Here is a 19,964-nt window from a genome sequence, read left to right on the forward strand (position 1 = left end):
AAGTTGACGGCAGAGCTGTCGCCATGTTGGCGGGCAGGAGCCTGGCCGCGCAGACGCCTAGTCCTGTTTCTGCGCGTGGGCCGAGGCGCAGGCCACCACGCCGCCCACCAGCAGGGCCATGGCGGCCCATTCCAGCGCGCCGGGCCAGCGCGCTTCCCAGAGGAAGCCGTAGAGCGAGGCGAACAGGGTCTCGAAGACGATCATCTGGCCCACCAGGGTCAGGGGCAGGACCCGGCTGGCCACATTCCACAGGGCGTTGCCGAGGATCGAGCAGCAGATGGCCACGCTGGTGACCAGGCCGGCGAAATGCAGCCACTGGGCGCCGCTGTGGCTCCCCATGCCGCCCGCGAAGGCCGGCACCGCCAGCACCAGGGCCTCGAGGCCGGTCACCACCCCGACCAGCAGATTCCATTCGTTGCCCGACACGCCCTCCAGGCGCGCCAGCCAGCGGCTGTTGTGGACCGCGAAGATGGTCCAGGAGACCAGCGCGCCGAAGGCGCAGCCCAGGGCCAGCAGGGAAGCGACCCCGCCCGTGGACAGCGACTGCCAGCCGATGCAGGCCAGGCCCGCCGCGCTCAGCAGCAGGGAGGGCGCCAGGCGGCGCAGCGGCAGCGCATGGCGCTCGCGGCTGCCGACAAGGGTCACCGCGATCGGCAGCAGGCCGATCACCAGCGAAGGCATGGCCACCCCGCCTTCCCGCACCGCCGTGGCGAGGAACACGTAATAGATGATGTTGCCGGTGAAGGCGAGAAAGAGCAGGGCGCGCCACTCGCGCCAGCCGAGCAGCCCCAGCAGGCGGCGCCAAGCGGGGGCGATCAGCACCGCCGCCACCAGGCCGTAGGCCAGGTAGCGCCCGGCGGACAGCTGCAGCGGCAGGAAGCCCGGCGCCAGCTTGGGCGCCAGGAAGACCAGGCCCCACAGGGCCCCGGCCAGGATGCTCGCGCCGATGCCGAGCGGGGTATTGTTGACGACCATGAAGCATCTCCTGAAAGTGGAGATTCTGGCCGCCGGGAAGAGAAATATCTTGGCGCCGTCTACTGCGTTTTGTGCACAGGCTCGCCGGAGTTGGCCGCGTGCGGGTCGGCGCTCCGATGTGCGCTTCGATGTGAAGGCCGATGTGCGCGCCGATAAGCGGCCGGCGTGGTGTCCAGCGCCAGGCGCATGGCGCGGGTCAGGCCGCTCTGGTCGGCGAAGCCGGCGGCCAGGGCGATGTCGGCGATCGGACGGGCGCTGCCGGCCAGCCAGGCGCAGGCCAGTTCCAGCCGCCGCGCCGCCAGCCAGGCGCGCGGGCTGGCGCCCAGCTCTTCGCGGAACAGGGCGTGCAGGCGGCTGGCCGAGAGACCCGCCACGCGCGCCATCCGCTCCACATCCCAGGGCAGGCCAGGCTCGGCCTCGATGCGCGCCGTCAGGGCCGCCAGGCGCGACAGCGGCTGGGGCGCTTCCTGGGCCAGGGTGTCGAGCAGCAGCGGGGCCCAGCCTTGCACGGTGGCGGCCGGGCCGCTGCCGCCCACGATGCCCATGAACTCGACCAGCTTGCGGGCCGCCGGGCCGATGGTGGGGAAGGGGCGTTCCAGCAGGCGCTGCCAGGGGCCGCGCGCCAGCACGCCGGCGTCGAGGTCGAGGATCAGGGACTGGTTGCCGGCCTCGCCGGCCTGCGCGTGCCAGGCGCCGGGCGCGATCAGCGCGCCGCGCAGCGCGTCGAGGCGGCCGGCGCGGCCTTCGATCTCGAGGGCAAGGCCGCCCCGCAGCGGCAGGACCAGCTGGGCGTAGGCATGGCGGTCGGGGTCGCCCAGCGCGCCGTAGCTGCGCAGGTGCAGCGCGAACGGAGAAGGGGAGCTCATCGCCGGTCCGCCCTGGCGCCTCAGGCCATCGGACTGCACACGTCGGTGCCGGCCGCGAGCGCCTTGAGCTTGACCGGATCGAGCAGCCTGACTTCGCGCTTGTCGACCTCGATCCAGCCCTGTTTCTTGAAGCGCGACAGCAGGCGGCTGACGCTTTCGATGGTCAGGCCGAGGTAGTTGCCGATGTCTTCGCGCGACATGCGCAGCTGGAAGCCGTTGGGCGAATAGCCGCGCGCGGCGTAGCGCGCCGACAGGTTCACCAGGAACACGGCGAAGCGCTGCTCGGCGCGCATGTTACCCAGCAGCAGCATGACGTTCTGCTCGCGCGTGATCTCCTGGCTCATGATGCGGTGGAAGTGGCGCAGCAGGGCCGGCACTTCGCCGAACAGTTCTTCCAGGCGCGAGAAGGGGATCTCGCAAACTTCCGAGTCTTCCAGGGCCACCGCGTCGCAATGGTGGCTGCCGCTGATGGCGTCCATGCCGAGCAGCTCGCCGGCCATCTGGAAGCCGGTGATCTGGGCTTCGCCGGCCGCGTTCACCTGGTAGGTCTTGAAGTGGCCGAAGCGCACCGCGTACAGGTTGCGGAAGGGCTCGCCCATCTGGTACAGGCGCTCGTCGCGCTCGAGCCGGCGGCGGCGGCCGATGATCTGGTCGAGGCGGTTGATGTCGGCGTCTTCCAGCCCCATCGGCAGGCACAGCTGGTGCATGCTGCAGGCGGAGCAGCTTGCCTTGATGGCCTGGATATTGACGGGCTGGTCGGACTTGAACGACACGGTCTGGGTCATGGGGTGGAGCGTCCTGTCTGTGAGCGAGTCTGGATTATAGACCCGCCGCGCCGCGAACAAGTCGGCCGGAGGCCCCGGCCCGGCCGCAATGGCCGAATCTTGTTGCGTTTCGGGTGCAGGTTCCAGAACGATGATCCGTCTGGCATGCCGTTTCGACACCGGCCAAACGTGCGCATGGGGACGCCGTGCTAGATTCGCCGGGACGCGATGCGAATGCACAAGCGTGGTCTGAGCGAAGGAGCGCCCATGTTCGGTTTCACCGCCCTGGATCTGGCACGAATCCAGTTCGCGTTCACGATGTCCTTCCACATCCTGTTTCCGGCAATCACCATCGGCATGGCCAGCTATCTCGCCGTGCTCGAACTGTGCTGGCTGCGCACCGGGCGCCAGGTCTTCGTCGACCTCTATCATTTCTGGCTCAAGATCTTCGCCGTCACCTTCGGCATGGGCGTGGTCTCGGGCATCGTCATGGCCTACCAGATCGGCACCAACTGGAGCTATTTGTCCGAGTTCGCCGGCAGCGTGATGGGGCCGCTGCTCGCCTACGAGGTGCTGACCGCCTTCTTCCTCGAAGCCGGTTTCCTGGGCGTGATGCTGTTCGGCTGGAACCGGGTCGGGCGCGAGCTGCATTTCGTGGCCACCTGCATGGTCGCGATCGGCACGCTGATCTCCTCGACCTGGATCCTGGGCGCCAACAGCTGGATGCAGACCCCGCAGGGCTATGCCATCGAGGGCGGGCGCATGGTGCCGGTGGACTGGCTGGCGATCATCTTCAACCCCTCGTTTCCCTACCGCCTGGTGCACATGGTGATCGCGGCCTATCTCACCACCGCCCTGCTGGTGGGCGGCTCGGCCGCCTGGCACCTGCTGCGCGGGCGCGACAATCCGGCGGTGCGCAAGATGATGTCGATGGCCATGTGGATGCTGCTGATCGTGGCGCCGATCCAGGCCGTGGTGGGCGACTTCCATGGCCTGAATACCCTGAAGCACCAGCCGGCCAAGCTGGCGGCGATGGAAGGGCACTGGGAGAACCGGCCAGGGCACGCGGTGCCGCTGCTGCTGTTCGGCATCCCGGACATGGAAGAGGAACGCACCAAGTACGCGGTCGGCATCCCCTACCTGGGCAGCATCATCCTGACCCACACCCTGGACGGCCAGGTCCCGGCGCTGAAGGACTTCGCGCCCGAGGACCGGCCGAATTCCCTGATCGTGTTCTGGAGCTTTCGCCTGATGGTCGGCCTGGGCCTGCTCATGATCGCGCTCGGGGCCTGGAGCCTGTTCCTGCGGCGCGGCGGGCGCCTGTTCGGCCACAGGCTGTTCCTGCGCTTCGCCCTGTGGATGGGGCCGGCCGGGCTGGTGGCGATCCTGGCCGGCTGGGTGACCACCGAGGTCGGGCGCCAGCCGTGGGTGGTCTACGGGGTGCTGCGCACCGCCGACGCGGTGTCGCCGCACGGCGCCGCGAGCCTGGGCCTGACCCTGCTGCTGTTCGTGGTCGCCTACCTGTTCGTGTTCGGCGCCGGCACCGCCTACGTGCTGCGCATGATACGCAAAGGCCCCCAGCACTTCGAACTGGCCCGCGCGCCCGAGGGCGGGCCGGGCGAGGAACGCACGCCGATGCGGCCGCTGTCGGCGGCCGACGTCAAGAACGACGAGGACGGCGGCGCGGCCGGCGGCGCCGACCACCATCCGCCAAGGAGCTGAGGCCATGGGCATCGACCTTTCCATCATCTGGGCCGTGATCATCTTCTTCGCCGTCTTCATGTACGTGCTGCTGGACGGCTTCGACCTCGGGATCGGCATGCTGTTTCCCTTCACCCCGAAAAAGCGCGACCGCGACACCATGATGAACACCGTGGCCCCGGTCTGGGACGGCAACGAGACCTGGCTGGTGCTGGGCGGGGAAGGGCTGCTGGCGGCCTTCCCGGTGGCCTACGCGATCATCCTCCCGGGGCTCTACCTGCCCCTGATCCTGATGCTGGTGGCCCTGGTGTTTCGCGGCGTCGCCTTCGAATTCCGCTTCAAGGCCAAGGAGCACGAGCGCCACCTGTGGGACAAGGCCTTCATCGGCGGCTCGGTGGCGGCCAGCTTCTTCCAGGGCGTGTCGCTGGGCGCCTTCCTCGACGGGATCGCGGTCTCGGGCCGCAGCTACGCCGGCGGGCCGCTGGACTGGTTCGCGCCTTTCCCGCTGGTGGCCGGCGTCGGCGTGATGATCGCCTACACCCTGCTGGGCGCCACCTGGCTGGTGATGAAGACCGAGGGCGAGCTGCAGGCGCGCATGATCCAGGTGGCGCGCCCCTTCGCCCTGCTGCTGCTCGGCGCGATCGCGGTGGTCAGCGTCTGGACCCCGCTGCGCGATCCGGCGGTCGCCGACCGCTGGTTCAGCTTCCCGAACATCGTGTTCCTGGCGCCGGTGCCGATCCTGGTCCTCCTGTGCATGGTCCTGCTGCTGCGCGCCCTGGCCGGCAAGGACGGGCGCCTGCCTTTCCGCCAGCCCTTCGTGCTGGCCCTCGGCCTGATCTTCCTCGGCTACACCGGCATGGCGATCAGCATCTGGCCGCACATCGTGCCGCCCTCGATCTCGATCTGGGAGGCCGCCTCGCCGCCCGCCAGCCAGGGCTTCACCCTGGTCGGCACCCTGGTCATCCTGCCCATCATCCTGATGTACACCGGCTGGTCCTACTGGGTGTTCCGGGGCAAGGTGAAGGCCGACGCGGGCTACCACTGATGGCGCGCCGACCGACCGGGGAGCAGGGGGCGGGCCGGCGCCTGTGGGCACGAAGGGTGGGGTGGCTGCTCATCCTTTGGGTAGGGGGCGTGAGCACCCTCGCAGTGATAGCATTTCTGATGAGAATGATCATGCGCTTGGCGGGGATGCGCTGAGCAGCCTAGCGTGCGCGGTTCCAAGTGCGGGAGGAATACACTTCTTTTAAAACTTTGCCACGGGAGAGCTGCACAGTGTCCAATCCGAGCGCGCCGATCTTCGATCCTGTTCTTTCAGGCGTCCCTGTTTCCACGCCTGTCGGCGCACCCCTGAGCCCCGAGGACCAGGCCAGGGCCGACCTGTACGCGCTGCTGGCGCGCCTGCTGCTGTCCGCCCCCGACGCCGACCTGCTCGAGGCCCTGGCGAACGCCGATCCGATCCTGGCCCAGGGCGGCGAGCTGGCCCTCGAACAAAGCTGGGAACGCCTGCAGCTTGCGTCCGGCGTGATGGACCCGCAGGCGGTGGCGGAAGAATTCGACCGGCTCTTCGTCGCCGTCGGCACGCCTTCGGTGAACCCCTATGGCTCGCGCTACCTGTCCGGCTACCTGAACGACGCGCCGCTGGCCGCCTTGCGCGCCGACCTCGCCCGCCTGCAGCTGGCGCGGGTGCGCGGGGCGGGCGAATTCGAGGACCACCTGGGCGCCCTGTGCGAGACCATGCGCGTGCTGGTCGCCGGCGCGCCGCGCATCGCGCGCCGTTCGCTCGAAGAGCAGCAGCGTTTTTTCGAGACCCACATCGCGCCCTGGTATGCGCGCTGCGTGGACGACATCGCGTCCGCCGAAGGCGCCAACTATTACCGCCTGGTGGCCGGCCTGGCCGGGGCATTCCTGGACATCGAGGCCGAGGCATTCGTCGTAGGGGAGGAAAGCAATGACCGAGCATCCTGAAGCGCAGGGCAGCCTGGCGCCAGTCGAAGCGCAAGCACAGGCGCAAGCGGGTCAGCCCGCGGGCGTCGATCCGAAGCGCCGCCATTTCCTGAAAGCGGCCCCGCTGGGGGCGCTGGCGGCGGTGACCGCGAACGCCGCGGCGGCCGAGGCGCCGGCGCCGGCCGCGCCCGCGGCGCCCGGGGTCAAGCGCGGCTACCACGAGACCGAGCACATCCGCCGTTACTACCAGACCGCCGCCTATTGGTGAGCTGGCGAATGAACCAGGAGGAACCAGCATGTCCCTCGTAAAAACGACCCGCGACGGCGGCCTGAAGCGCCGTCGCTTCCTGGTCGGCGCCGGCATCGCGGCCGGCGCAGGCGCGCTGGCGCGCCAGCTTCCCTTGAACGTGATCGACAAGGCCGAAGCGGCCGATCCGGTGCCTGGCGCCGCGGTGCCGACCGAGATCAAGCGCACCATCTGCAGCCACTGCTCGGTCGGCTGCTCGGTGGACGCGGTGGTTGCCAACGGCGTCTGGGTGCGCCAGGAGGCGGCCTTCGATTCGCCGATCAACATGGGCGCCCACTGCGCCAAGGGCGCCTCGGTGCGCGAACACGCCTTCGGCGAGCACCGCCTGCGCTACCCGATGAAGCTGGTGAACGGCAAGTACCAGCGGATCTCCTGGGACCAGGCGATCAACGAGATCGGCGACAAGCTGATCCAGCTGCGCCAGCAGGCCGGGCCGGACGCCCTCATGGTGATCGGCAGCTCCAAGCACAACAACGAGCAGGCCTACCTGTTGCGCAAATGGGTGTCGTTCTGGGGCTCGAACAACTGCGACCACCAGGCGCGCATCTGCCACTCGACCACGGTCGCGGGCGTGGCCCAGACCTATGGCTACGGGGCCATGACCAACTCCTTTAACGACTTGCACCATAGCAAGGCCGTGCTCTTCATCGGCTCCAACCCGGCCGAGGCCCACCCGATCTCGATGCTGCACTTCCTGCACGCCAAGGAACTGGGCGCCAAGATGATCGTGATCGACCCGCGCTTCACCCGCACCGCGCGCTTCGCCCACCACTACGTACGGGTGCGGCCCGGCACCGACATCCCGCTGGTCTGGGGCATCCTGTGGCACATCTTCGAGAACGGCTGGGAAGACAAGGACTTCATCGCCGCCCGCACCTACGGCATGGACGACGTGCGCAAGGAAGTCGCCAAGTGGACCCCGGACAAAGTGTCGGACGTGACCGGCGTGCCGGAAAGCGCGGTGCGCATCGCGGCCGAGATGCTGGCCAAGAACCGCCCGTCCTCGGTGGTCTGGTGCATGGGCATCACCCAGCACCACGTGGGCACGGCCAATGTGCGCGCCCTGGCCATCCTCCAGCTGGCGCTGGGCAACATCGGCGTGCCGGGCGGCGGCGCCAACATCTACCGCGGCCACGACAACGTGCAGGGCGCCACCGACGTCGGCCCCAACGGCGACTCGCTGCCGGGCTACTACGGCCTGGCCGAGGGCTCCTGGAAGCACTTCGCCAGCGTCTGGGGCGTGGACTACAACTGGATCCTGTCGCGCTTCGGCTCTAAGGAGCTGATGGAAAAGCCCGGCATCACGGTCTCGCGCTGGTTCGACGCGGTCAACGAGCAGAACCAGTTCATCGACCAGCCGAGCAACCTGCGCGCCGTGTTCTACTGGGGCCACGCGCCCAACAGCCAGACCCGCCTCCCGGACATGAAGGCGGCCATGCAGAAGCTCGACATGCTGGTGGTGATCGACCCCTATCCGAGCATGACCGCGTCCATGCACGGGCGCACCGATGGCGTCTACCTGCTGCCGGCCGCCTCCCAGTTCGAGACCCAGGGCTCGTGCACGGCCTCGAACCGCTCGATCCAGTGGCGCGAGCGGGTCATCATGCCCTTGTTCGAGTGCAAGACCGACCACGAGATCATGTACCTGTTCGCGCGCAAGCTGGGCTTCCATGAGGAGCTGTGCAAGAACATCAAGGTGGTGCACAACGAGCCCGTGGTCGAGGACATCCTGCGCGAGATCAACCGCTCCTGCTGGACCATCGGCTACACCGGCTGCTCGCCCGAGCGCCTCAAGCTCCACATGGAGAACAAGCACACCTTCAACCCGACCACGATGCGGGCCGACAGCGGCCCCTGCAAGGGCGACTACTACGGCCTGCCCTGGCCCTGCTGGGGCACGCCGGAGATGAAGCACCCGGGCACGCCCATCCTCTACGACATCAACAAGTCGGTGGCCGAGGGCGGCCTGCCTTTCCGCGCCAACTGGGGCGTGGAGCACAACGGGGCCAGCCTGCTGGCGGCCGACGGCTCGACCAACAAGGGCAGCGAGCTCGACGTCGGCTATCCCGAATTCGACCACGTCTTCCTCAAGAAGCTGGGCTGGTGGAATGAACTGACCCCGGCCGAGCAGGCCCTGGCCGAGGGCAAGAACTGGAAGACCGACCTGTCGGGCGGCATCATCCGGGTCGTGATCGCCCACGGCTGCGCGCCGTTCGGCAACGCCCGCGCGCGCTGCAACGTGTGGAACTTCCCGGATCCGGTGCCGGTGCACCGCGAGCCGCTCGCCTCGCCGCGCCGCGACCTGGTGGCCAAGTACCCGACCTACGAGGACAAGTCGGCGTTCTGGCGCCTGCCGACCCTGTACAAGTCGATCCAGGCGCAGGACTACTCGAAGGACTTCCCCTTGATCATGACCTCGGGCCGCCTGGTCGAGTACGAGGGCGGGGGCGAGGAGACCCGTTCCAACCCCTGGCTGGCCGAGCTGCAGCAGAACATGTTCGTCGAGATCAATCCGCGCGACGCGGCCCAGATCGGGGCCAGGGTGGGCGAATTCGTCTGGGTCGAGACCCCGATCGGGGCGCGCATGAAGATGATGGCCATGGTCACCGAGCGCGTGCCCGTGGGCCTGGTCTGGATGCCCTTCCACTTCGGCGGCTGGTGGATGGGCGAGGACCTCGAGCGCCACTATCCGGAAGGCGGGGCGCCGACCGTGCGCGGCGAAGCCTGCAACACGGGCTGGACCTACGGCTACGACGCCGTGACGATGATGCAGGAAACCAAGGTCTCGCTGTGCCGCCTCGTGCGCGCCTGACGGGACCGGACCAAGGGAGGAGAGCGGCATGGCTGCGAGGATGAAATTTATTTGCGACACAGAGCGCTGCATCGACTGCAATGGCTGCGTGACGGCGTGCAAGAACGAGCACGAGACCCCCTGGGGCGTGAACCGCCGCCGCGTGGTCACCATCAACGACGGCGTGCCGGGCGAGCGCTCGGTCTCGGTCGCCTGCATGCATTGCACCGACGCGCCCTGCCTGGCGGTGTGCCCGACCAACTGCATCTACCACACCGAGGACGGCATCGTCCTGCACAGCAAGGACCAGTGCATCGGCTGCGGCTACTGCTTCTACGCCTGTCCCTTCGGCGCCCCGCAGTTTCCCGAGACCGGGCTGTTCAACCACCGCGGCAAGATGGACAAGTGCACCTTCTGCGCCGGCGGTCCGGAACCGGACACCTCGGACGCCGAATTCAAGAAGTATGGCCGCAACCGCATCGCCGAGGGCAAGCTGCCGGCCTGCGCCGAGCAATGCGGCACCAAGGCCCTGCTGGGCGGCGAAGCCAACATCATCGCCGACATCTACCGCCAGCGCGTCGAGACGCGCGGCTACGGCCCCGAGCTGTGGGGCTGGAAGATCGCCTACGGCAAGCCCAAGCGCGGCGGCGAGATCAAGGCCAAGGGCGACATGCCGCGCGAGAACCAGCTGCCGAACGACTTCCAGAACGGCGGCGGGAGGTTCCCGACATGAAGCGACTGACTTCTTTCTGCGCCGTGCTGCCGCTGCTGCTGCTGGCCGGCTGCCTCGAGGTCGACCAGCATCCGCAATGGCTCAAGGGCGAGTACGCGGGCAAGGACGACAACCGCCACTACCAGGTGCGCTTCCACAACGACCGCCTGGCCTGGTGGGCCGCGGTCGAGAACCGCAACCAGAAGCAGAACGAGTACAACCGGGCCAATCCCTGAGGAGCCGACCATGCGAGCGAACCTGATGCTGCTGCGCGCCATGCTGCTCCTGGTAGCCGCCCTGGTGCTGCCGGCCGCCTTCGCGGGCGTGCCGAACAAGAAGGCCGAGCCGGCCTACGCCGAGGAGCAGACCATGCTCCAGATCGAGGCCGATTCGCGCGTGCCCGAGCCGGGCCTGGGTTCCTCCGCCTCGGGGCGGGTGCACCTGGACCGCCACTTCCTCGGCCAGTACGGCGACAACGAGGCCAATGTCATCGTCCAGCGCGGCGGCAACACCTGGCGCATCTGGCGCAACGGTCCGCTGGCCACGATCGCCGGCGCCATCCTGCTCGCGGTGCCGCTCCTGATCTTCGTGTTCTACAAGACCATCGGCCCGATGCGCGAGGAACCGCGCAGCGGGCGCAAGCTGCAGCGTTTCACGCGCTGGGAGCGCCAGGTGCACTGGGCCACGGCCTTCAGCTTCATCGCCCTGGCCATCACCGGCATCGTCATCATGTACGGCAAGAAGATCATGCTGCCCTGGATGGGCCACGACCTGTTCTCCTGGGTGGCGATCATCTCCAAGTACCTGCACAATTTCGTCGGGCCGCTGTTCATCGTGTGCTCGGTGCTGATGTTCATCACCTTCGTGCGGCGCAACTTCTACCGCCGCCAGGACTGGGAGTGGGTGAAGCAGGGCGGCGGGCTCATCTCGCACAAGCACGTGCCGGCCGGCTTCTTCAATGCCGGCGAGAAAACCTGGTTCTGGCTGGGGGTGACCCTGCTCGGCCTGGTGATGTCGATCACCGGTCTGATCCTCGATTTCGTGAACTTCGGCCAGACCCGCTACGTCATGCAGGTGGCCAACTACCTGCACATCGCCGGCGCCGCCCTCTACATCGCGGCCGCCATGGGCCACGCCTACATCGGCACCCTGGGCACGCCCGGGGCCTACGAGGCCATGCGCCACGGCACCGTCGACGAAGCCTGGGCCAAGGCCCACCACCAACTCTGGTACGAGCAGGCCAGGCATGGGGCCGTTCCGTCCGGCGACCTGCCGCCGCGCCCGGCCGGGCCGGGCGCCGTGCCGCCCGCGCCGCCCCCGGTCCAGCCGGGTCCAGCCCATTGAGGACGAGCATGAAGACAAGGACCATCCTGACCCAAGCCGGACTGGCGGCCATGGTGCTGCTGGCCGCGGGCTGCGAGCGCAACAGCATGCCGGCGGCGGACGGCGTCATCCAGACCAAGTTCCCGGGCCAGGTGACGGCCGGCGGCGGCACCAGCGGCGAGATCCTGGAGCGCAACAAGCCGCCCGCGACCGAGGGCGCCTATGCCGGCGGCACCCCGGGCATCGCCGGCGGCTCCGGCGGCACCACCGGCGGCGCGGCCATGGGCGGCACGGTGCAGGAAACCGGCCAGGGACCGTCCCAGGGCGCGACCCCGCCGTCCAGCGCCGGGCAGGGCGGCACCACCCTGCCGCCGGGCGACATGGGCAAGCCGGCGGCGCCTGGCGCCCAGCCGAGCGCGCCGGCCAGCAATGCGGCCGCCAACGGCCCGGCCGCCGGCGGCAAACCGGAGGGCAAATGATGCGCACGATGATGAAAGCGGGCCTGCTCGCCGCCGGCCTGGCGCTGGCGGCAACGGCGGCGGCCAAGCTGCCGGCCCCCACGCCCGCCCAGGCCCAGGCCGCGGCGGCCAAGAAAGCGGAGGCCGACGCCAAGGCGGCCAAGGACAAGGAAGCGCTGGCGGCCTCGATGGACGCCATCAGCGCGCGCTGGCGCACGCGCGCGGCCGGCCAGGGCTGGAAGGTCAACGCCCCGGTGGCGATCGCTGCCGCGCCGGCTGCCGGGTCGGCTGGCGCGCCGGCTGGCGCTGCGGCGAGCGGCGCGGCCGCCAAGCCGGGCGCGGCGCCTGCCGCCGGCGCGCCGCCTGCGGCCAACACCAGTCCGACCAATGCCGGCGTGCCGGCCGCCCCGCCGGCCAACGCGGCGCCGGGCACCGCGGCCGCCGCCCCCGCCACCGGCGCCGCCCCGCGCAGCCCGCAGGCGCTGAACGCGGCCAATGTGCCGGTCAAGAGCGAGAAGCTGGGCACCGCGCCCCCGAGCGAGGACGTCAAGCGGGGGCCGACCAAGGCCCTGCCGGCCGGCGCCGCACCGGCGGTCGAGAAGAAGCACTCGCCCAAGACGGCCAACAAGGAATGACGGGACCGCGCCGATGAAGATGGGATCGATGCCGATCGCGGTGATCATGCAGCGCCGCAGCGTCCAGCACCGCTGGGCCGACGAGGCCTGGGCGGCGGTGGGCGTGGTGCCGGACCGCGGCGGCCTGCCGCGCCTGCAGGTGCTGAGCGAGAGCCCGGAGCGCGACTACTACCTGGTGTCGGGCCTGGAGCTGGAGCTGTACACCGACGAGAACGAAGGCTATTACGAGAACTGCGTGGCGCCCGAGTCCAAGGTGTTCGTGCTGTGGCGCATGGAGGAGGGCAAGGCCATTCCGGTGCGGGCCTCGGTCAGCTACGTCGAGGGCACGCGCATGTTCGATTCGGGCGAGGCGGCCGACGGTGTCACCATGCCGGCCGAGATCTACGCCTGGCTGGCCGGCTACCTGCGCGAGCACTATACGCCGCGCCCGCGCAAGGGGCGCCAGCACGGATGAGCGACACGCCGATGGCCGAGGAAGGTTTTTTCCGCCGCTGGGCGCGGCTCAAGTCGACGGGCGGCGAGCCGGAGCCGGTCGGGCAGGCGTCGGCGCCTCTGCCTGCCGCTGCGCCGGCTGCCCTTGCCCCTGCGCCGGCGCCGGCCGAGCCAGGGCCGGCCGACGCGGCCGAAGCCCGGCCCTTGCCGACCCTCGAGGACGCCGAGCGCCTGGGCCTGGATTCCGATTTTTCCGGCTTCGTGGTCAAGGGCGTGGACCAGGCGGTGCGCCGGATGGCGCTCAAGAAGCTGTTCGCCGACCCGCATTTCAATGTGATGGACGGCCTCGACGTCTATATCGACGACTACAACAAGCCCTCGCCGCTGAGCGAGGACATGCTGGCCCAGCTGCGCCATGCGCACAGCGCGCTGGGCCGCCTTCTCGACGATGGCGGGAAGGAAGAGCAGGCACCGGAGACGCAGGCCGCCGAGCGCGCGCCGGACCGGGAAGACGACAACCAGGACGCGCCAGCGCCGCCGGCGCAGCAGGCCGCGCCCCCATCGACACAAGGAAACGCATGAACATCCGACTCAACGACGGCGCCCCGGCCGACCCGCTGGGGAACGGGCGCGACGCGCTCGCGCGCAGCGCCGCGCTGGCCGCCCTCGCCGCCATTCCCGCCTTCGAGGCGGCGATCACGGTCGGCTACCGCTCGGCCGGACGCCTGCTGGTCGCCGGTCCGGCCGCCCAGGCGCTGCCCTGGGCCGACCGCCTCGCCGGCGCGCTGCCGGTGACCGCCATCGTCCTCGACGAGCCGACCGACGGCGTGGCGCGCGACTATCCGGTGCACGTGGCGCGCGCCCTCGCCGTGGCCGGCTGGCTGGGCGCCTTCGAGGCGCGCTGGCAGGCCACCGGCCAAGCGGTCGGGCAGGGCAGCTTCGACCTGGTGCTCGACCTGTGCGCGGCGCGCCTGATCCCCAGCCACCAGCGGCCGCACGGCTACTACGCCCCCGGCGAGGACGAGGCCGCGCGCCGCGCGGCCGCCGAGGCCTTGCTCGACATGGTGGGCGAGTTCGAGAAGCCGAAGTATTTCAACTACCGCGAGCGCCTGTGTGCGCACGGCCGCAACGGCCGTCCGGGCTGCAGCGCCTGCCTGGACGTCTGCTCGGCCAAGGCCATCCTCGACGATGGCGAACGGGTCAAGGTCAACCCCTACCTGTGCGCCGGCTGCGGCGCCTGCTCCACGGTCTGCCCGACCGGCGCCATCAGCTACGCCTATCCGCCGGTGCAGCTCACCGGCAAGCGCGTCCTGGCGCTGCTGCGCGCCTACCGCGAGGCGGGGGGGCAGGAGCCGGTGCTCCTGCTGCACGACGGCGGCGGGGCGGCCTTGCTGGAGCAGCTCGGTCCCGAGGTGCCGGGGCGGGTGCTGCCGCTGGCCCTGCAGCATGCGGCCGCCACCGGCATCGACCTGTGGCTTGCCGCCCTGGCCTATGGCGCCAGCGGGGTGGCGGTGCTGATGACGGACCAGCACGCGCCCCAGTACCTGGCCGCGCTCGACCAGCAGATGCGGATCGCCCAGGCGGTGCTCGACGGCCTGGGCTACGCCGGCCCGCACTTCCAGCTGCTGCGCGTGGAGGCGCCGGAGGAGCTGGCGCTGGCCCTGCGCCACGCGCCGCGCGGCCAGGTCGCGCGCGAGCCGGCGGTGTTCCACGTGGCCGGGGACAAACGCAACACCCTCGATTTCGCCCTCGACCACCTGCACCGGCACGCGCCGCAGCAGCCGGCCCGGGTGGCCCTGCCGGCCGGCGCGCCTTTCGGGGCCATCGCCGTCGACCGCGACAAGTGCAGCCTGTGCATGTCCTGCGTCGGCGCCTGCCCGGCGGCCGCCGTGCAGGACGGCCAAGGCCTGCCCCAGCTGCGCTTCATCGAGAAGAACTGCGTGCAGTGCGGCCTGTGCGCGGCCACCTGTCCCGAGGACGCGATCCGGCTCGAGCCGCGCATGAGCTTCGAGGGAAGCCGCCTGCAGGCGGTGGTGCTGAACGAGTCGCAACCCTTCCACTGCATCCGCTGCAGCAAGCCCTTCGGCACCCTGCAGATGGTCGAGAACATGCTCGGCCGCCTGGCCAGCCACCCGGCCTTCGCCGCCAACCTGGACCGCCTGCGCATGTGCGGCGACTGCCGCGTGATCGACATGATGCAGCCCCAGGACGAGATGCAGGTGACGGTCCTCAAGCGCGACTGAGGCGCTGCGCCGGGCCGGCACGGCGGATGAGCGCCTCGCCGCCCCGCCGGCGCGAAACAATGGCAAAATGGTCAAGAAGGACGGGGCATCCCATCGCAGCCTGGTGGGCGAGCCCTGCGGTTTTCCGTCGAACGAACAGGAGACAGCACACCATGACGCCAACCCAGCGCTTCCTGCAGGCGCGCGATTTCCTCCAGCAGCACCGCACCGACTACGAGACCGCCTACCGCGGCTACCAGCGGCCCCGCTTCGAGAATTTCAACTGGGCCCTCGACTTCTTCGACCACCAGGCCAGGGACAACCACGCGCCGGCCCTGTGGGTGGTCGACGAGGACGGCTCGGAGCAGAAGATCTCCTTCGCCGACATGGCGGCGCGTTCGAGCCAGGTGGCGGAATGGCTACGCCAGGCCGGGGTGGAGCGCGGCGACCGCGTGCTGCTGATGCTCCCGAACCGGGTCGAGCTGTGGGAGATCATGCTGGCCGGAATCAAGCTCGGCGCGGTGCTGGTGCCGACCACCATGCTGGTGTCCGGCGCCGACCTGGCCGACCGCCTCGAGCGCGGCCGCATCAAGCATGTGATCGCCCAGGCTTCCGAGGCCCACAAGTTCGAGGCCTTGCCGGGCAACTACACCCGCATCGCGGTCGGCGGCGCCCTGGAAGGCTGGCGCGACTTCGACGACTGCCGCTCCACCCTGGCCGTGTTCACGCCCGAGGGCGAGACCCGCGCCACCGACCCGCTGCTGCTGTATTTCACCTCCGGCACCACGGCCAAGCCCAAGCTGGTGCTGCACAGCCACCAGAGCTATCCGGTTGGCCACCTGTCGACCATGTACTGGATCGGCCTGCAGCGCGGCGACGTGCACTGGAACATCTCCTCGCCCGGTTGGGCCAAGCACGCCTGGAGCTGCTTCTTCGCCCCCTGGAACGCCGGCGCCACGGTCTTCGTCTACAACTACGAGCGCTTCTCGGCCAGGGCGGCCCTGGACACCATCGTGCGCTGCGGCGTGACCTCGCTGTGCGCGCCGCCCACCGTGTGGCGCATGATGATCAAGGAAGACCTGGCGGCCTGGAAGCCGCCGCTGCGCGAGCTGGTCGGCGCCGGCGAGCCGCTCAACCCGGAAGTGATCGAGCAGGTCGAACGCGCCTGGGGCATCCGCATCCGCGACGGCTTCGGCCAGTCCGAGTCCACCTGCCAGATCGGCAATTCGCCGGGCCAGCCGATCAAGCCGGGCTCGATGGGGCGGCCGCTGCCCGGCTACGAGGTGGCCCTGCTCGACATCGACGACCAGCCCGCGCCCGAGGGCGAGATCGCGGTCAAGCTCGACGCCGAGCCGATCGGCCTGATGCTGTGCTACGAGGGCGACGAAGCCAAGACCGCCGAGGTGATGCGCGGCGGCTACTACCACACCGGCGACACCGCCAGCCGGGACGCCGACGGCTACTACTTCTACGTCGGCCGCAACGACGACGTGTTCAAGTCCTCAGACTACCGCATCAGCCCCTTCGAGCTCGAGAGCGTGCTGATCGAGCACGAGAGCGTGCTGGAAGCGGCCATCGTGCCCAGTCCCGATCCGCTGCGCCTGTCGGTGCCCAAGGCCTTCGTCACCCTGCGCCAGGGCAGGGAGCCGAGCCGCGAGGCCGCCGCCGCGCTGTTCGCCTTCACCCGCGAGCGCCTCGCGCCCTACAAGCGCATCCGCCGCATCGAGTTCCGCGAGCTGCCCAAGACCATCTCGGGCAAGATCCGGCGCGTCGAGCTGCGCAAGGAGGAGGCGGCAAGAGGCGAGGCCGCGCCGGCCGGCCTCGAATACCGCGAGGAGGATTTCCCCGCCTGAGGAGGCGCGCCGCGGGCCGCGCGGCCGGCATCGAAAATGTGCGGCACGCGCACCCCGATTGGCTCCATAATGCTGTCATCGTTGACAACACACCGCGGCCCGGTCGGGCCGCGACTTCCACGGCACCCATCGATGACCACCAAGCGATCCACCAGGGCCGGCTCCGCGCCGGCCTACGAAGTGCGCAAGTCCCCCGTCCACGGCAACGGCGTGTTCGCATTGCGGACCATCGCCCCCGGCGAACGCATCATCGAATACCGCGGCGAGCGCATCACCTGGGATGAGGCGACCGAACGCGCGGCGCAGGCCGGCGGCCCGGTCAACCACACCTTCTACTTCAGCCTCGCCGACGGGCGCGTGATCGACGGCGGCCGGCGCGGCAACGACGCGCGCTGGATCAACCACGCCTGCTCGCCCAATTGCGAGGCCTTCGAGGACGAGGGCAGGGTCTACATCCACGCCATGCGCGAGATCGAGCCCGGCGAGGAACTGAACTACAATTACGCCCTGATCTACGACGAGCGCCACACGCCGGCGCTCAAGAAGCTGTTCGCCTGCCGCTGCGGCACCGAGGGCTGCACCGGCACCATGCTGGCGCCCAAGCGCCGCACCAAGCGTCGCGGCGGCGACGGCGCCGCCACCGCCTGACCGGAGAGTCGATGAAGCCCGTTGTCCGCAGCCTGCTTGAAACCGATCTGTACAAGTTCACCATGTGGCAGGCCCTGCTGCACAGCCATCCGGGCGCCCACGGCGAATACGAGTTCCGCTGCCGCAACGAGCCGGCCTTCCCGCTGGCCGAGCTGAAGGACGAGGTCGAGCGCGAGCTCGATTACCTGTGCTCGATGATGTTCCTGGAGGAGGAAGTCGACTACCTGCGCAGCCTGCGCTTCATCAAGAGCGATTTCGCGGACTTCCTGACCCTGTTCCGCTTCCAGCGCAAGTTCATCCAGGTCGACACCGACGGCCCCCACCTGCGCATCCGCGCCAGCGGCCCGATCGTGCACGTGATGGGCTTCGAGATCTTCGTGCTCTACATCGTCAACGAGCTCTACTTCCGCCGCTTCGACCAGGCGGCGGCGCTGAAGGAGGCGCGGGTGCGCCTCCAGCACAAGATCGAGGCCTTCCGCGCCTTCGGCCAGGAGCCGCCGCGCGCCAACCCTTTCGAGTTCTTCGACTTCGGGGTGCGCCGCCGCTTTTCCGGCGAATGGCACGACGAGGTGGTGGCGACCCTGCAGCGCGAGCTGCCCCAGTATTTCAAGGGCACCTCCAACGTGCACCTGGCGCGCAAGTATGGCCTGGTCCCGATCGGCACCATGGCCCACGAATGGCTTTATGTAAGACGGAACTGTTCACAAGCTCAACGGTGCTCTATCGATACGGGCACGGGATATGGGATTAATAGCAAGTCGGATAGGCCTGTCGAATCTTGTGTTCATCTGCATTAACGGCAAGGAAGGGAGATTTTGTTCATGACCAATACAGCCTTCGTTCCCGTTATCACTTCTCTCCTTGAGAACGATCTCTATAAATTTACTATGTGGCAGGCCCTGTTACATAGTCATCCTGCAGCACATGCGGAATACGAATTTACATGTCGTAATGAACCAAAGTATCCGCTATCAGAACTCGCGGATGAACTGAACGCTCAACTCGACTATCTTTGCAATTTACGATTTTCCGATGAAGAGCTTGATTACCTACGAGATCTTCGTTTTATCAAACCGGACTTTGTCGACTTTCTTTCGCTTTTTCACCTGCAGCGCAAATTCATTACCGTAACAACGGAAGACAAACGTCTTCGTGTGCGAGCAATCGGACCAATGGTGCACACGATGCCGTTTGAAATTTACGTCCTGCAGTTGGTGAACGAGCTCTACTTCCGTCGATTCGACAAGCAATCGTGTCTCAAGGAAGGAGTGAAGCGGCTTCATCAGAAAATTGGCCTTATCAAAGAGCGCGTACAGCAGGTTGCTACAAACCGCGCTCATCCGTTTGAATTCTTTGACTTTGGATTGCGCCGTCGTTTTTCGTCTGAAATGCAGGATTTAGTCGTAGCCACATTGTCAAGTGAATTGCCAACCCACTTTAAGGGCACGTCTAATGTCCACCTAGCGCGGAAATACAATCTTGTCCCTATCGGTACGCACGCGCATGAGTGGTTCGGGCTATTTCAAGCGCAAGAGACTGTTCGTCTTCGAAATTTTCAGAAGGCTGCTTTACAAGCTTGGGTGGATGAGTATAGGGGCGACCTTGGCACGGCTCTAACCGACATGGTTGGGATGGATGCATTCCTGAGCGATTTCGATCTGTACTTCGCGAAGCTGTTCGACTCGCTACGGCACGACAGTGGGGATCCCGTTATCTGGGGCGAAAAAGCTCTTGCTCACTATGCCAAGTTACGGATAGATGCACACACGAAGCGACTTGTGTTCTCTGACGGGCTTAATATTGAAAAATCCTTCGAGCTATATGACCACTTTGTTGACCGTACGATGACAGGGTTTGGTATTGGTACCAACCTCACTAACGACACCGGCGTACCTGCTCTTAGTATCGTAATGAAGCTCGTTAAATGCAATGGCCAACCTGTTTGCAAAATTTCTGATAACCCTGAAAAGACATCGTGCAGCGATCCAACGTTCGTCGCTTATCTCCGCCAAATTTTTAACAAGCTAGATTAGCGTTAGAGGTGGCTTGGCAAGAAAAATCACATACGGTCTTTCAATAGTTAAGCTTCCAGCTTATGTGACTGTTAGATTCTACAGTTAGCAGGCATGCCAATGCCTGGCTACCGAAATCAGCCGTAAAGCTGCTTGTACTCAGTTTTGTCAAGCTTCAGCTTAGCCTTTTAACGAGGGCCCTCGAAAGTTGTTCCTCTCATATACTCGAGTATTTGCTCGGACGCACCGGTTGGACGAATCGCTGCAGTCGCGCCGATCGAATCCACAAGTTCCACATTCGGGGTGTGCGGCACGTAA

20 protein-coding genes and 1 pseudogene are annotated in these 19,964 nt (G+C 67.7%); 18 read left to right on the plus strand and 3 right to left on the minus strand.

From position 1 onward, the window contains the following. Positions 1-57: 57 nt before the first annotated feature. The 3 genes from B0920_RS02885 to fnr are packed head-to-tail and all read right to left on the minus strand — an operon-like array spanning position 58 to position 2,626. Positions 58-975, minus strand: coding sequence for a DMT family transporter (locus B0920_RS02885; protein WP_078031075.1), 918 nt, complete (start codon positions 973-975; stop codon positions 58-60). 59 nt (positions 976-1,034) lie between these two features. Then, entirely contained in the window at positions 1,035-1,841 is an 807-nt protein-coding gene (locus B0920_RS02890) for an AraC family transcriptional regulator (RefSeq protein ID WP_078031076.1), read from the minus strand. A 20-nt stretch (positions 1,842-1,861) separates the two neighbouring features. Further along, positions 1,862-2,626 carry a fumarate/nitrate reduction transcriptional regulator Fnr gene (gene fnr / locus B0920_RS02895; RefSeq protein WP_078031077.1) on the minus strand — a complete coding sequence of 255 codons (765 nt, stop codon included), beginning with the start codon at positions 2,624-2,626 and terminating at the stop codon, positions 1,862-1,864. A 246-nt stretch (positions 2,627-2,872) separates the two neighbouring features. On the opposite strand from fnr, the gene B0920_RS02900 reads away from it, so the two are divergent. The 18 genes and pseudogenes from B0920_RS02900 to pncB all read left to right on the plus strand — a co-directional run bounded on the left by B0920_RS02900 (position 2,873) and on the right by pncB (position 19,667). Further along, entirely contained in the window at positions 2,873-4,327 is a 1,455-nt protein-coding gene (locus B0920_RS02900) for a cytochrome ubiquinol oxidase subunit I (protein ID WP_078031078.1), read from the plus strand. Between the two features lie 4 nt (positions 4,328-4,331). After that, the gene (cydB, locus tag B0920_RS02905; protein ID WP_078031079.1) at positions 4,332-5,351 is read left to right on the plus strand and encodes a cytochrome d ubiquinol oxidase subunit II; all 1,020 of its coding nucleotides are present in this window, start codon (positions 4,332-4,334) and stop codon (positions 5,349-5,351) included. Beyond that, positions 5,351-5,506 (plus strand): DUF2474 domain-containing protein, encoded by a 156-nt coding sequence (locus tag B0920_RS02910; RefSeq protein ID WP_078031080.1) that lies wholly within the window; start codon positions 5,351-5,353, stop codon positions 5,504-5,506. The genes cydB and B0920_RS02910 overlap by 1 nt, the downstream gene beginning before the upstream one ends. Positions 5,507-5,581: 75 nt before the next feature. Beyond that, complete coding sequence (locus B0920_RS02915) at positions 5,582-6,274, plus strand: molecular chaperone (RefSeq protein ID WP_229455124.1); 693 nt, start codon at positions 5,582-5,584, stop codon at positions 6,272-6,274. Next, positions 6,258-6,521, plus strand: a complete 264-nt coding sequence (locus B0920_RS02920) for a formate dehydrogenase (RefSeq protein WP_229455125.1) — start codon at positions 6,258-6,260, stop codon at positions 6,519-6,521. The genes B0920_RS02915 and B0920_RS02920 overlap by 17 nt, the downstream gene beginning before the upstream one ends. 28 nt (positions 6,522-6,549) lie before the next feature. Beyond that, complete coding sequence (locus B0920_RS02925; RefSeq protein ID WP_143745614.1) at positions 6,550-9,372, plus strand: formate dehydrogenase subunit alpha; 2,823 nt, start codon at positions 6,550-6,552, stop codon at positions 9,370-9,372. A gap of 28 nt (positions 9,373-9,400) precedes the next feature. Continuing rightward, entirely contained in the window at positions 9,401-10,084 is a 684-nt protein-coding gene (gene fdh3B, locus B0920_RS02930) for a formate dehydrogenase FDH3 subunit beta (protein WP_218669326.1), read from the plus strand. Beyond that, on the plus strand, positions 10,081-10,299 hold the full coding sequence (locus tag B0920_RS02935; protein WP_078031083.1) for a hypothetical protein: 219 nt from the start codon (positions 10,081-10,083) through the stop codon (positions 10,297-10,299). Before fdh3B ends, B0920_RS02935 begins: the two co-directional genes overlap by 4 nt. Before the next feature lie 10 nt (positions 10,300-10,309). Continuing rightward, complete coding sequence (locus B0920_RS02940; RefSeq protein WP_078031084.1) at positions 10,310-11,407, plus strand: formate dehydrogenase subunit gamma; 1,098 nt, start codon at positions 10,310-10,312, stop codon at positions 11,405-11,407. Positions 11,408-11,415: 8 nt separating this feature from the next. After that, a complete protein-coding gene (locus B0920_RS02945) occupies positions 11,416-11,865 on the plus strand; it encodes a hypothetical protein (protein WP_078031085.1) in 450 nt (149 codons plus the stop codon). Beyond that, the gene (locus B0920_RS02950; RefSeq protein ID WP_078031086.1) at positions 11,862-12,479 is read left to right on the plus strand and encodes a hypothetical protein; all 618 of its coding nucleotides are present in this window, start codon (positions 11,862-11,864) and stop codon (positions 12,477-12,479) included. The genes B0920_RS02945 and B0920_RS02950 overlap by 4 nt, the downstream gene beginning before the upstream one ends. 13 nt (positions 12,480-12,492) lie before the next feature. After that, positions 12,493-12,933, plus strand: a complete 441-nt coding sequence (locus tag B0920_RS02955; protein WP_078031087.1) for a DUF3305 domain-containing protein — start codon at positions 12,493-12,495, stop codon at positions 12,931-12,933. After that, positions 12,930-13,493: a DUF3306 domain-containing protein gene (locus tag B0920_RS02960; protein WP_143745615.1), complete on the plus strand. Its 564-nt coding sequence runs from the start codon at positions 12,930-12,932 to the stop codon at positions 13,491-13,493. The genes B0920_RS02955 and B0920_RS02960 overlap by 4 nt, the downstream gene beginning before the upstream one ends. Continuing rightward, complete coding sequence (locus B0920_RS02965; protein WP_078031089.1) at positions 13,490-15,154, plus strand: 4Fe-4S binding protein; 1,665 nt, start codon at positions 13,490-13,492, stop codon at positions 15,152-15,154. Before B0920_RS02960 ends, B0920_RS02965 begins: the two co-directional genes overlap by 4 nt. Before the next feature lie 152 nt (positions 15,155-15,306). After that, positions 15,307-16,986, plus strand: a complete 1,680-nt coding sequence (locus tag B0920_RS02970) for an AMP-binding protein (protein ID WP_078031090.1) — start codon at positions 15,307-15,309, stop codon at positions 16,984-16,986. Between the two features lie 132 nt (positions 16,987-17,118). Beyond that, complete coding sequence (locus B0920_RS02975) at positions 17,119-17,634, plus strand: SET domain-containing protein (protein WP_078031091.1); 516 nt, start codon at positions 17,119-17,121, stop codon at positions 17,632-17,634. 11 nt (positions 17,635-17,645) lie between these two features. Next, a pseudogene (locus tag B0920_RS02980) lies at positions 17,646-18,332 on the plus strand (nicotinate phosphoribosyltransferase); the annotation flags it as partial. 123 nt (positions 18,333-18,455) lie between these two features. Then, a complete protein-coding gene (pncB, locus tag B0920_RS02985; RefSeq protein WP_078033259.1) occupies positions 18,456-19,667 on the plus strand; it encodes a nicotinate phosphoribosyltransferase in 1,212 nt (403 codons plus the stop codon). Positions 19,668-19,964: the final 297 nt, after the last annotated feature.

Source organism: Massilia sp. KIM, assembly GCF_002007115.1.
GTDB lineage: Bacteria > Pseudomonadota > Gammaproteobacteria > Burkholderiales > Burkholderiaceae_D > Telluria.